Source organism: Crocosphaera sp. XPORK-15E, from assembly GCF_034931425.1.
GTDB lineage: Bacteria > Cyanobacteriota > Cyanobacteriia > Cyanobacteriales > Microcystaceae > UHCC-0190.
Genome location: NZ_JAYGHQ010000069.1, coordinates 25,714 through 38,500, shown reverse-complemented (window position 1 = coordinate 38,500; position 12,787 = coordinate 25,714). Strand labels below are relative to the sequence as shown.

The window sequence follows — 12,787 nt, the reverse complement described above, 5'->3', positions numbered from 1 at the left end:
CACTCAAGAAGATATTCGTAACTGGTTTGCTCATTGCTGCTACTGTACCTCATGAGTCCGAGAAACGCTATAAATTAGATAACGTTGAGTTGTTAAAGAATTTATTCTCCTCTGCTCAAAACTGTTCCTTAGCCCAAGGGTTAACCTTTCCTGTTACTTGTATCCCCACTTTAGCAGAAGCAATACCTACCATCAAGGAGCAAAATTTTGATGTTATTCTTCTCAATTTGAGTTTACCAGATAGTCAAGGATTTAATACCTTAATCCAACTCAGGAAAAATTTCCCAAATCTTCCTCTTATTGTCGAAACTGAAAGTCAGGATGAAAGTTTAGTCGTCCGCTCATTTCAGTTAGGGGCCGATGGTTATTTACAAATTTACATCCTCGATAGTAACTTATTAATTTATGAAATTCGCTTAGCCATTGAACGACAACAGTATCGGTCTAAATTAGCCCAACAAGAACAAAAAATCCGACAAGCACAAGAATTTGCCGATTTAGATGCCTTAGTTAAATCGAGTAGTAATACCAGTATTACCGCCCGATTATTTGGCAATTATCCCCTACAAGAAAGCTTACCAGATGTCTTTGAAGAACTCGCACAAACCTATGGTAATCTGTTAGAATTAGCCATAGAACAACGAATCTTTAAAGTTGAGTATAATCTGTCTGAACAATTAAGAACTTTGGGGGATAAATTGGGATTTCTCAAAGCCAGTCCCAGAGATGCTATTGAAATTCATACCAAAATCTTAAAAGAAAAAACCCAAGATGTACCCGTAGCCAAAGCTCAAGCTTATGCGGCAGAAGGAAGACTAATGATTATAGAATTGATGGGATATTTGGCTTCCTTTTATCGTAAATATTACATTGGATTGAGTAATATAAATATATCGTCTAAAACAGACTACCCTTAAATATTATGAGTCAAAAATATCACTTAAAACTCTACATTACGGGCAATACGGTCAATTCCAAAAGGGCGATCGCCAATCTCTTTCGGATTTGTCATGAAGAACTCCATGATAAATATACCGTAGAAATTATTGATGTCCTAGAACAACCCCAAAAAGCCGAACAAGAAAAGATTTTAGTCACTCCCACCCTGATTAAACAATTACCACCCCCTTTACAACGCATTATCGGCGATATGTCTAATACACAAAAAGTTTTACTCGGTTTAGATGTGATCCCCCAAGAGCTAGACAGGGTTTAGCCAAATTTTCTTAGGCACATTGACACTCTCGCCGTTAAGCCTACGGCTTTAACGGGAGTCCTCTTGCTCCATTTAGGATAGAATATTGAATCATTCATTCACCCTTACAGAGACGAACTGAGAACTGATGACTCCAGACAACGAAAAAGACTATCTTGAAAAATTAGAAACTGCCATTCCTGGGTTTGATTTTTTATCTCAAGGAGGACTTCCCAAAGGACGGGCCACATTAATTGCTGGAACCGCAGGTAGTTCTAAGACCATTTTTGCTTGTCAGTTTCTGGTCGAAGGGATTAAACGGGGAGAAAATGGGGTATTTGTCACCTTTGAAGAACCACCCCAAGCATTACGCAAAAATATGCGGGGGTTTGGTTGGAATATTGCCCAATGGGAACTAGAACGAAAATGGGCTTTTGTGGATGCCTCACCCCAACCAGGGGAACGGATGATAGTAACAGGAGAATATGACCTGGGGGCGTTAATTTCTCGCATTGAATACGCTATTCGTAAATATGATGCAAAACGGGTTTCTCTGGACTCTTTGGGCGCAATTTTTAGTCATTTAACCGATAGCGCACAGGTAAGAAATGACCTATTTTGTTTGGCTTCAGCCTTAAGAGAATTGGGTGTTACTGCTATTATGACGGCGGAAAGAATCCAGGAATACGGCGAAATTAGTCGCTATGGAGTGGAAGAATTTGTCGCCGATAATGTGGTTATTTTGCGAAATGTTTTGGCCGATGAAAAGCGTCGTCGTACCATTGAAATTTTAAAATATCGCGGCACTGATCACCAAAAAGGAGAATATCCCTTTACTGTTATTGCTGGTCGGGGTGTGGTGATTGTTCCCTTATCAGCGATTGAATTAGAACAAAAATCTTCTAATATTCGGATCACTTCTGGAAGTGAAGAATTAGATCGGATGTGTGGCGGTGGTTTCTTCCGAGATTCTGTTATTTTGGTTTCTGGGGCCACAGGAACGGGTAAAACTTTAATGGTGACGGAATTTATGGCCGGTGGGGTTGAAAGTAAGGAACGATGTTTGATTTTTGCTTTTGAAGAAAGTCGAGAACAATTATTTCGTAATGCTATCGGTTGGGGGGTTGATTTTCAGCAGATGGAAAGGGAAGGTAAACTAAAGGTAGTCTGTCGTTATCCTGAAACAACAGGGTTAGAAACTCATCTGATTAATATGAAGGAAATCATAGAAGAGTTTAAACCAAATCGGGTGGCGGTTGATAGTTTATCAGCTTTAGAAAGAGTTTCCAGCTTGAAAGGATTTCGAGAATTTATTATTGGCTTAACCTCGTTTATTAAACAGAAAGAAATTGGGGGATTATTTACTTCAACTACTCCCAATTTATTAGGGGGAGCATCTATTACAGATGCCCATATTTCAACGATTACAGACTCAATTATTTTACTGCGTTATGTGGAAATGTATGGGGAAATGCGGCGCGGAATTACGGTGTTAAAAATGCGGGGTTCTATGCACGATAAAGATATTCGAGAATTTTCCATTGATCATCAAGGAATGCACATTGGTAAACCTTTCCGCAATGTGACAGGAATTTTATCAGGTTCCCCTATGTATACTGCTCAAAATGAAGTTGATCGGTTAAGTAATATGTTTGAGTAAAGAGATAAAAAAGGGAGTTAATTTTTTATCTCTTTTACCTACAACAAGAATTTTTGTAGTAAGTTTTTTATGCAAAATATAAAGCCAGGTTTGTTCGGAATTGATCACTCTAATAGAGATTTTACTAAAAGTATAAGTTGGGGTAAAAACCAATTTAATAGTTCTTTTCCTGCTGCTTTAGCTTGCTACATGAGTCAAAAAAATTTAGATCCAGTTTACTTAAAAGTTGATAATCAGTTAGAGATTTATCATGATAAAATTTTCGTTTCTTCAATTTTAGGTTTGGATTATACTTCTCCTAACTTGTTTTTTGCGTTTGAAAGAGATTATATACCTTATCAAGATATCGTTATCGGTAATCTACCAAGGATTGATTTAGTCACTATTGATATGTCACAGCAAAATCTATGTTTAAGAGGAATAGAAATTAAGTTAACTGCTTTACCAGATAATACAACTTGTGAGTTGTCAGAAAATCAATATGGAAGTGAAATTGTTGTCAGACCACCAACCATAGTATATTTGGCAGTTAGTATTGCTAAAAATTATCAACAAAACAGATCAATATTACTATCTTATCTCGACCCAATTTGTAGTCAAATTCAAGATTGGACATCGCCTCGTCTGGTTCTTTCTATTATAAATGAATTAATTGAATCAGTTGATCAAGTCATTCATTCCTGTATTAATCAGCAATTTCCTCTTATTATGCAACCTATTTGGAAAACTGAAGGAAAATCCGCAAAACTTCATGAATACTGTCTAGATATTTTTATGTGGAGTAATTTAGCATTTACTCGATTGTTTATAAATGCTGCTAAATCAGAACTTAATTCAGATAAAATAACCCGTCATAAGAGATGTGTTGTTTGGTTAGCTAAAATGCTATATGATTTTGCTCAAACCAGTAAAATTAATCATACAGCTACCATAGATGAGATTTCATTAAACACTAAAAATGATAAAGCATTTGCTTTAAGTGGAGTAAGAACCCGTCAATATATGAACTCAAATGAATTAACTCAACCAAGAATTAAACGAGATGAAATTAGTAATATAATTTTAGGAGGAGGTCAAAAGTTATTAAGTCCAGAAAGAAGATTTGATGCAATTATTCTTAATACACCTAATCTTTTTGATTAAATTTGATTTACAATGTAGTTAAGAAATTATATAAATTTATAAAAATGAAAGTTATTGATTTATTTGCTGGATGTGGTGGACTATCATTGGGATTTCAAAAAGCGGGATATAGGATACTAGCTGCCTATGATAATTGGGAAGCTGCGGTTAATAATTATCGCCGTAATTTTAAACATCCTATTTATCAATGGGATCTCAATCAATATCCATTATATTTAGAGCATTTTAAAAGTTTAAATCCTGATCTGATTATTGGTGGGCCACCTTGCCAAGATTTTTCGAGTGCAGGAAAACGCAATGAAAACTTAGGACGAGGAGATTTAACAATTTCCTTTAGTCAAATAATTGCTCAGGTTTTGCCCAAGTTTTTTGTCTTAGAAAATGTAGAGCGTTTCAATAAAACCCAAAAATATCAACAGTCAAAAGAGATTTTGCAACAAGCAGGATATGGCATAACAGAAAAAATTTTAGATGCTAGTTTATGCAGTGTTCCTCAAAAAAGAAAGCGATTTTTCTGGATTGGCATTTATCAAGGAAATGAGCATGAATTAAACTTTTATTTAGACAATAGTTTATCTTCAACCCCGATGACAATTCGAGATTATTTAGGTGATAAACTGGGAATTAAATATTATTATAGACATCCAAGAAGTTATCAAAGACGAGCAATTTTTAGTATTGATGAACCTAGTCCAACCATTAGAGGCGTTAATCGCCCAATTCCTAAAACTTATCAACAACACCCAGGTGATGTCGCTCCCTTATCCTCAAATATTCGTCCTTTAACCACAAAAGAAAGAAGCTATATCCAAACTTTTCCTGATGATTTTATCTGGGAAGGTTCAAAAACAGACTTAGAACAAATGATAGGCAATGCGGTTCCCGTCAACTTAGCTGAATATGTCGCCAAAGCCATCCTTAACTATCTTAACAATCAGCAAAAAATACCCCTCTCAATACAACAGTTGAGCCTCCCAATTTAACAAAAAAATACGAATCAAGGAAGAAGGGGTAAAATTTTGATAGGATCTAATGACATTACCCCGTTACCAACGCCAGAATTATGCCACGAACTCAGCGCAATGATAATTTTATAGATAAGTCTTTTACCGTTATGGCAGATATTATCCTCAAAATTCTGCCAGCTAACCAAAAAGCAAAAGAAGCCTTTGTGTATTATCGAGATGGAATGTCCGCGCAAGCAGACGGAGAATACGCTGAAGCTCTCGATAATTACTATGAAGCCCTTAAACTAGAAGAAGATGGCAACGATCGCAGCTATATTCTCTATAATATCGGCATTATCCACGCCAGTAATGGGGAACATAGCAAAGCTTTAGAGTATTATAATGAAGCCATTGAATTAAACCCTCAAATGCCCTCAGCTTTGAATAATGTTGCCGTAATTTACCACTATCAAGGGGAAAAAGCCAAAGGGGAAGGCAAGGCAAACGAAGCGGAAGCACTCTTTGATAAAGCCGCAGAATACTGGAAACAAGCAATTCGCCTCGCCCCTAATAATTACATTGAGGCGCAAAATTGGCTAAAAATTACCGGAAGATCAGAAATTGACATCTTTTTCTAGATATTCCCCTCTGTGGAAACTTGATATAGAGATTTATCTTTGCTATTCCAGGAACAATATTAATGATTGATCGTCAACAAGTTCAGAAAATCGCTCATTTAGCCCGTTTAGACATCACTCCCCTCGAAGAAGAACAGTTTGCCACCCAATTAAACAGTATTTTGGAATATTTTGAGCAGTTGAGTGAATTAGACACGGAAAATGTCCCCCCAACCACTAGGGCCATTGAAGTCAGCAATATTACTCGTAGTGATACCTTACAACTTTATGTTGACCGAGAGGCTTTACTTCAAGAAGCACCGGCCCAAGAGGGAGACTTTTTCCGAGTGCCGCAAATTCTTAACACCGACGAGGACTAACATAAATCTCCTTCCCAGGTGTGTTATGCTAATAAATGACTCGGACTTACGCGATTACAACGCCCAAACTTTGTCAGGACCGGAAGGTAGCAGCAATAAGGGATGCTTGTGATAGGCGTGAACTCCGGGTCTTTTGCTTTTGGTTTTTAAGCTGAATCTTTTTTTATAAGGTTTTTTTTAAGTTTATTAAGAATTAAGAAGCGTGGGTTAAGTAAGTTAAGCAATGGCCCATGAGAAAGTAGAAAACTAACATGGCTGCCGCTGCCATGGCCACGAGGACTCCCGCCAGCATTAGAGAGAATTCCTGTTGCTCTACGGCCTCCTGCATTAGATGCAGCGACCAAGCAACTAGGGCTACATCAAATATTAGAATCGGAATCAACATATTTTAACAAATGTTAACTTTCTTCTATTTTAGTACACAATTCTCATATGACAATGGCAAACTGATAAATTAACCTTTTTTATAGACGAGTTCAGGGTTTGGACGCACAGGAATCTGGCGATCGCGTAAATACTGTTTTACCTCCGCAATGGTTAATTGCCCATAATGTAACAAAGACGCTAATAAAGCGGCTTCTGCTTTGCCCTCAGTTAAGGCTTCATATAAATGTTGACAGTTGCCGGCCCCCCCTGACGCAATAACCGGAATTTCCACCAGTTCGGCGATAGTACGAGTTAAGGCTAAGTCATAACCGGCCTGGGTTCCATCTGCGTCCATACTGGTGATTAATAATTCTCCGGCCCCCCGTTTTTCTACTTCTTGGGCCCATTTAATGGCATCAATGCCTGTATTTTCCCGTCCTCCCCTGACATAAACATCCCAACCAGGATCGCTAGGATCTTTACGCCGTCTGGCATCAATCGCTACTACGATACACTGTTTACCGAAGCGATCGCTGGCCCGATTAACAAAATCAGGATCTCTGACGGCAGAGGAGTTAATACTGATTTTATCAGCCCCTGCTCGTAACAAATGTTTAATATGTTCTAAGGAAGAAATGCCTCCGCCCACCGTCAAGGGAATAAATACCACTTCGGCGGTACGATAAACCACATCAATAATGGTATCTCGTTGCTCATGGGTGGCGGTGATATCCAAAAAGACTAATTCATCGGCTCCCGCATCATTATAAACCTTAGCCAGTTCCACAGGATCACCTGCATCCTGAAGATCAACAAAATTAATCCCTTTCACTACGCGGCCAGCATTAACATCTAAACAGGGTAAAATTCTCTTTGCTAACATAAGTTATTGTTTTTAACAGTTCTTTTAATCATTCCACAAATTGGCTGCACCCCCGCTTAAATTTCCTTTGAATTTAAGATAAATGCTTTAGGGATGGGGCTGTTTTCGACTTTTTGTTGTTTTTGCCTCAGATAATAAAAAAGACCCCCCAGGATCGACTAGAAAACGTTGACGGACTGCTTCTCTGCCTAACAACATCCGAAACCCCATAACATCACGATTAGTTAAGGTTAATTCAATATTCCACAGTTGTCCAGCTAATTCTACGGGGGTTAAAATAACAGGGCGTAATTGTTGATGTCCCCCTGAGTTGGTGACGTGCCTCCATTCTAATAATTCTGCTTCCGCAGTGACAGTATTATGACTATCTTTTTGGTAGGGATGAACTTGAAAACGGATCATTTCTTTGCCATCTTTTTTAAATGATTTTACATGAAATGCGTGTAAAGCTGATGTTCTGGCCCCTGTATCTATTTTAGCTTTAATTTCTGCAATTCCTAATGCTGGTAAGTCTAACCATTCGCGCCATCCAATAATTAATAAAGATTTTTGTTCTTTTTTTTTTGTTTATGTTCCATAAATTTTTATTGACTGATAAACCTATTTTTTAAACTATAGGCTATATTGACATTTAGTTAAGGTTTAACCCTTTGATATCTGTAGGGGCTTAACACTGTTAAGCCCGTTGTGAGATATTAGGGTTTACATTGTTAAGCCCGTTGTGAGGTGTTAGGGTTTAACATTGTTAAGCCCCTACCAAATTTTTATTGTATCATTGATTATAATTCATAGACTAACATTTTAAAAGATGCTTTGTATTAATCCTAATTGTACCCATCCCCAAAACAGCGATAATTAATTATTCTATAATGCTTGTGGTTCCAAGTTACTCTTAGCTGGAAGATATCAAGTTATAACTAATATAAATAAATGATAGGGCTTAATAGTATTAAGCCTCTACAACTGTTACTATTTAAAACTAAAAACCTATGTTTGATCTTGATTGATTTTAGATTTTAAAATTGCTTCTACTTCCTCATAAGACATATCATAAGGATAGGGATAAATTTGAGCATTAGGGTTACGACGATTAACAAATAATTCACGAATTGCTTCATCATCTGTTGGATGAGATAATACATATTTTTTTAATTCTTTGCGACTCATTTCTTTGAAATTAGGCTTATTCATCTTCACTAAACTCCTATTTACTATATTATAATATTAGTGCTTATATCAGTTAGGAGAATAATCAATGCCAGAATCTATTTCTTTAATATCTAACGATGAAATTACTCATGATGAGTTTATCTTATTTCTCAAACAATTGGGTGTATATCTTTATCCCGATCAAATATATGATGGTCGAGTAAGTAGAAATAACTGCCATGTTTGGATAGTGTTAGATAATAGTGAGATTCAAAATTTTGCTGAATCTGAAATCAAATTAATAACGGAAAAATTAGGAGATTATCCTAAAACTCATATTTTGCTAGATATTAGTAAAAATCCAGGTGGTTTAGAACTAGCTTGGGAGTTTGTCAATCAATTTTATCAACAATGGAGTTGTGTTATTTATGACTCAAATAATCAAATTTATTCACCTCCCATTTTGCATCAGCTTTGTTAAAATCAAATCAGACTTAAATATAAACTCTCAATTATTACCCTTAAATTAATCATGTCTCAACGTCCCATCTATTTAGACTGTCACGCTACAACCCCAATGGATAAAAGGGTATTAGAAGCAATGTTACCCTATTTTACTGAACATTTCGGCAACCCTTCCAGTATTAATCATATTTACGGTTGGGAAGCAGAAGCAGCAGTTAAAAAAGCCAGAGAAACTATTGCTAATGCCATTAATTGTAGTCCCGAAGAAATTATTTTTACCAGTGGTGCAACCGAAGCAAATAATTTAGCAATTAAAGGAGTTGCTGAAGCTTATTTTAATCAAGGACAACATATTATTACTGTCCAAACAGAACATCGTGCTATCTTAGATCCCTGTCATTATTTAGAAGGATTAGGTTTTGAAATTACCTATCTTCCGGTAAAAAAAGATGGCTTAATTGATTTAGAATTGTTAGAAAAGTCGATTCGTTCCGAAACAATTTTAGTATCAATCATGGCAGCAAACAATGAAATAGGAGTCATTCAACCCTTAAAAGAAATCGGAGAAATTTGTCACAAACATCAAATTTTATTTCATAGTGATGGGGCCCAAGCTATCGGAAAAATACCCTTAGATGTACAAACAATGAACCTCAATTTATTATCATTAACTGCCCACAAAGTTTATGGGCCAAAAGGAATTGGTGCTTTATATGTTCGTCGTCGTGATCCAAGAGTAAAATTAGCCCCACAACTCCATGGAGGAGGACAAGAAAAAGACATAAGATCCGGCACTTTATATACACCCCAAATTGTGGGATTTGCTAAAGCCATTGAGTTAGGATTAAATGAGATAGAAACAGAAGCAAAACGTCAAAAAGAATTACGCGATCGCCTGTGGAAAAAACTCTCTCAATTAGAAGGAATTTATCTAAATGGTCATCCTACCCAACGCTTACCAGGCAATCTTAATGTTAGTATAGAAGGAGTAGACGGGTCAGCCTTACTGTTAGGATTACAAACAATTGTCGCCCTATCGTCCGGTTCTGCCTGTACCTCAACCACCACTAAACCCTCCCATGTGCTTAAAGCATTAGGGCATTCAGACAAACTCGCTTATGCGTCATTACGGTTTGGGTTGGGAAGGTTTACCACCGCCCAAGAAATTGATACAGTGAGTAAAGCGGCGATCGCCACCATTGAATCACTGCGTCAAGTTGCTCATCATCTAAATTGTTAATTCTGACTTCTGACTGATTATCGAGCGTAGTCGAGATACAAATTCTGAGTTCCGTAGATATTCCCTTGTCATGGATGTACTTTTTAGGTTATATTCGGGTTAAAATAATCCAAAAGTTGTGCCGTTTACCTTGATGGTGGCCACCAAAAGACAGGTCAAAGTCTCCCTGCTAGCGAGGGCGAGACACCCAAGGCACAACCCCCGACCGGCAAAAATGTCAGTCATTGCGATCAAAAAGACCGATAAAACTTAAATGTTTTTATCTTGGTTTCGTTCTCATGGTTATCCACCTAAAAAAGCGTCTTTTATAAATGCCAGTGAAGTGCGAGTTTATTCCATCAGAGGATTTTCCTAAATATTGAATAAACATCCTCGTTTTTAGATGGGTAGAGACACCCCGAATATAACGAGTAACTTCTCCCAATGGAATACGCCAACTTAATTACAGAGTTGACGTTAGGTTCAGGATAAAAATGAGTAAAATTCATTGCCGCTTTGTGTTGACTTGATGTCAAATGTTTTATTCTAAACAGTTTTTCGCCTAATTCAAGCAACCGACACTAGACATATAAAGTGTCATAGTCTCTTACAAAAGTTTGAGGGAATTGCATGCCAAAGCAAATTATTATCGCAGAGCAACACCACATTGCTGCTGTTTTTTGGGAAGATCAGATACAAGAATTAGTGGTTGCCACAGGCAACCAACAAGTCAGTGATATTTACTTAGGAGTGGTCGAAAATGTCATTCCAGGCATTGATGCCGCCTTTGTTAATATTGGAGATGCGGAACGCAACGGATTTATTCATGTCACTGATTTAGGGCCCCTCCGTCTCAAACGGAGTGCCGGGGCCATCACTGAATTATTGACCCCCCAACAAAAAGTGCTGGTTCAAGTTATGAAAGAACCCACAGGAAACAAGGGGCCAAGGTTAACGGGTAATGTCAGCCTCCCAGGGCGGTATTTAGTTCTAATGCCCTATGGCAAAGGGGTTAATCTTTCTCGACGCATTCGTAATGAAGACGAAAGGAGTCGCTTACGGGCCTTAGCCATTTTAATTAAACCGGCCGGAATGGGCTTATTAGTCCGAACCGAAGCCGAAGGCAAAGCCGAAGATGCCATTACAGAGGACTTAGACTTCCTGCAACGGCAATGGGAGTCCATTCAAGTTCAAGCCACCTCAACCCGCGCCCCGTCACTATTAAACCGTGATGATGACTTTATTCAGCGGGTATTACGGGATATGTACAGCGCGGATGTTAACCGCATTGTGGTGGACACCCCCTCCGGTATCAAACGGGTGAGACAGCATTTAAGTAATTGGAGTGGGGGCGAGATGCCTTCAGGGGTCTTAATTGACCATCATCGGGAAAGTATGTCGGTTTTAGACTATTTCCGTGTTAATGCAGCCGTGCGAGAAGCCCTGAAACCCAGAGTAGACTTACCCTCTGGCGGTTATATCATCATTGAACCGACAGAAGCCCTCACCGTTGTTGATGTCAACTCCGGTTCTTTTACTCGTTCCGCTACCTCACGGGAAACCGTTCTTTGGACGAATAGTGAAGCTGCCACAGAAATTGCCCGTCAGTTGCGTTTACGGAACATTGGGGGGGTGATTATCGTTGACTTCATTGATATGGACTCACGGCGCGATCAACTCAAGCTGTTGGAACATTTCAACAAGTCCCTAAAAGCCGATAAAGCTAGGCCCCAAATTGCCCAACTCTCTGAATTAGGATTAGTAGAATTAACCCGTAAACGTCAAGGTAAGAATGTTTACGAATTATTTGGTCAACCCTGTCCGAGTTGTGGTGGGTTGGGACATTTGGCCCATCTACCAGGAGAATCTCAATTAGTCGCCTTAGAATCATCGGCTACCGCGCCACCCCCCTCGGCCCCTGTCATTAAACCCATAGAGAAAGCAGTCGAGTTTAATGAACCTTTTGGGGAATCTTCCTTTGATGAGGATGTAAATGACTCAGCTAGTCAATTAGATCTCTTACACCATCCCAGTTATCAAGAACAAGGGGCGGGAGTCAATAACCGTCGTCGTCGTCGTCGTCAACCCACAAATCTCCTGATTAAAGAGGAGTCTCCGGTGAAAGTAGTTAACACTGTTGCAACCAAAGAGGTTGACTATGGCAATGGCACTGAAACCGAGGCCGAACCCCGCAGAGAACGGGGCCAACGTCAGATCAGACGGGAAGAAGTTCCGGTGGAACAGGTTTCTGTAGAAATGACCTCGGTGGAACAGGATGTTTATGCTTTAATGGGCGTTTCTCCTTTAGTCCGTCTTAACCGAGAGTTTAAAGATCCTAAGTCTGTTGTAGTCTCGGTTAAATTGCCAGAAGATTCACAGGGGAAAAATGGTGAGAAGACACCAGAAACAGCAGAGAAAACGGAAGCCCCGAAAATAACGGAAACCCAAATGATTCTGGAGTTACCCCAAGAGACAATAACTGATTCTGTCAAATCATTGGCCGTAGAAGATGAAGAAGACGATCAAGAAAATATTCAGGCACAGGAAACAGAAACCGCTAAACCTGTGATTCGTCGTCGTCGTCGTCGTTCTTCTGCTATGGATACGGATGACTAACGTTTAATTGAACTGAGATCTTACACCTGAACCAAAAATCCGATTTTTCGCCTAAATTTCAACGAAAGAATCAGGGTTTCAGTCTTTAAAAATTGGATTTTTTTGGCTTTTCGCTGTTGGTGCAAGATCTCAGTTAAACGTTTTGAT

At 38.6% G+C, this 12,787-nt stretch carries 15 protein-coding genes and 1 other RNA gene; 12 read left to right on the top strand and 4 right to left on the bottom strand.

Annotation, left to right across the window (positions count from 1 at the left end):
* Positions 1–32 precede the first annotated feature (32 nt).
* The 8 genes from VB691_RS25780 (at position 33) to ffs (ending at position 6,076) form a co-directional block, all read left to right on the top strand.
* Positions 33–917: a response regulator gene (locus tag VB691_RS25780; protein WP_323294396.1), complete on the top strand. Its 885-nt coding sequence runs from the start codon at positions 33–35 to the stop codon at positions 915–917.
* A gap of 5 nt (positions 918–922) precedes the next feature.
* Positions 923–1,216 (top strand): circadian clock KaiB family protein, encoded by a 294-nt coding sequence (locus VB691_RS25775; protein ID WP_323294392.1) that lies wholly within the window; start codon positions 923–925, stop codon positions 1,214–1,216.
* 127 nt (positions 1,217–1,343) lie between these two features.
* The gene (gene kaiC, locus VB691_RS25770; RefSeq protein WP_323294391.1) at positions 1,344–2,855 is read left to right on the top strand and encodes a circadian clock protein KaiC; all 1,512 of its coding nucleotides are present in this window, start codon (positions 1,344–1,346) and stop codon (positions 2,853–2,855) included.
* Positions 2,856–2,924: 69 nt separating this feature from the next.
* Positions 2,925–3,998, top strand: a complete 1,074-nt coding sequence (locus tag VB691_RS25765) for a HindVP family restriction endonuclease (RefSeq protein WP_323294390.1) — start codon at positions 2,925–2,927, stop codon at positions 3,996–3,998.
* A 44-nt stretch (positions 3,999–4,042) separates the two neighbouring features.
* Positions 4,043–4,981 (top strand): DNA cytosine methyltransferase, encoded by a 939-nt coding sequence (locus VB691_RS25760; RefSeq protein ID WP_323294389.1) that lies wholly within the window; start codon positions 4,043–4,045, stop codon positions 4,979–4,981.
* A gap of 80 nt (positions 4,982–5,061) precedes the next feature.
* Positions 5,062–5,583: a photosystem I assembly protein Ycf3 gene (locus VB691_RS25755; RefSeq protein ID WP_323294388.1), complete on the top strand. Its 522-nt coding sequence runs from the start codon at positions 5,062–5,064 to the stop codon at positions 5,581–5,583.
* Positions 5,584–5,645: 62 nt separating this feature from the next.
* Positions 5,646–5,942, top strand: coding sequence for an Asp-tRNA(Asn)/Glu-tRNA(Gln) amidotransferase subunit GatC (gatC, locus tag VB691_RS25750; protein ID WP_323294387.1), 297 nt, complete (start codon positions 5,646–5,648; stop codon positions 5,940–5,942).
* A 37-nt stretch (positions 5,943–5,979) separates the two neighbouring features.
* Positions 5,980–6,076, top strand: an RNA gene (gene ffs / locus VB691_RS25745) — signal recognition particle sRNA small type.
* Between the two features lie 59 nt (positions 6,077–6,135).
* Here the strand turns inward: ffs and VB691_RS25740 are convergent.
* The 3 genes from VB691_RS25740 to VB691_RS25730 all read right to left on the bottom strand — a co-directional run bounded on the left by VB691_RS25740 (position 6,136) and on the right by VB691_RS25730 (position 7,728).
* Positions 6,136–6,327 (bottom strand): hypothetical protein, encoded by a 192-nt coding sequence (locus tag VB691_RS25740; protein ID WP_323294386.1) that lies wholly within the window; start codon positions 6,325–6,327, stop codon positions 6,136–6,138.
* Positions 6,328–6,396: 69 nt separating this feature from the next.
* Complete coding sequence (hisF, locus tag VB691_RS25735; RefSeq protein WP_323294385.1) at positions 6,397–7,191, bottom strand: imidazole glycerol phosphate synthase subunit HisF; 795 nt, start codon at positions 7,189–7,191, stop codon at positions 6,397–6,399.
* Between the two features lie 87 nt (positions 7,192–7,278).
* Entirely contained in the window at positions 7,279–7,728 is a 450-nt protein-coding gene (locus tag VB691_RS25730) for an ATP-dependent zinc protease (protein ID WP_323294395.1), read from the bottom strand.
* Positions 7,729–7,999: 271 nt separating this feature from the next.
* On the opposite strand from VB691_RS25730, the gene VB691_RS25935 reads away from it, so the two are divergent.
* Positions 8,000–8,050: a 4-Cys prefix domain-containing protein gene (locus VB691_RS25935; RefSeq protein WP_416245561.1), complete on the top strand. Its 51-nt coding sequence runs from the start codon at positions 8,000–8,002 to the stop codon at positions 8,048–8,050.
* Positions 8,051–8,178: 128 nt separating this feature from the next.
* Here the strand turns inward: VB691_RS25935 and VB691_RS25725 are convergent, their stop codons facing one another.
* The gene (locus tag VB691_RS25725; protein ID WP_323294384.1) at positions 8,179–8,382 is read right to left on the bottom strand and encodes a DUF6887 family protein; all 204 of its coding nucleotides are present in this window, start codon (positions 8,380–8,382) and stop codon (positions 8,179–8,181) included.
* Between the two features lie 64 nt (positions 8,383–8,446).
* On the opposite strand from VB691_RS25725, the gene VB691_RS25720 reads away from it, so the two are divergent.
* The 3 genes from VB691_RS25720 to VB691_RS25710 all read left to right on the top strand — a co-directional run bounded on the left by VB691_RS25720 (position 8,447) and on the right by VB691_RS25710 (position 12,640).
* A complete protein-coding gene (locus tag VB691_RS25720) occupies positions 8,447–8,821 on the top strand; it encodes a hypothetical protein (protein WP_323294383.1) in 375 nt (124 codons plus the stop codon).
* A 51-nt stretch (positions 8,822–8,872) separates the two neighbouring features.
* Positions 8,873–10,045 carry an IscS subfamily cysteine desulfurase gene (locus VB691_RS25715; RefSeq protein ID WP_323294382.1) on the top strand — a complete coding sequence of 391 codons (1,173 nt, stop codon included), beginning with the start codon at positions 8,873–8,875 and terminating at the stop codon, positions 10,043–10,045.
* Between the two features lie 609 nt (positions 10,046–10,654).
* Positions 10,655–12,640, top strand: coding sequence for an Rne/Rng family ribonuclease (locus tag VB691_RS25710; RefSeq protein WP_323294381.1), 1,986 nt, complete (start codon positions 10,655–10,657; stop codon positions 12,638–12,640).
* Positions 12,641–12,787 lie beyond the last annotated feature (147 nt).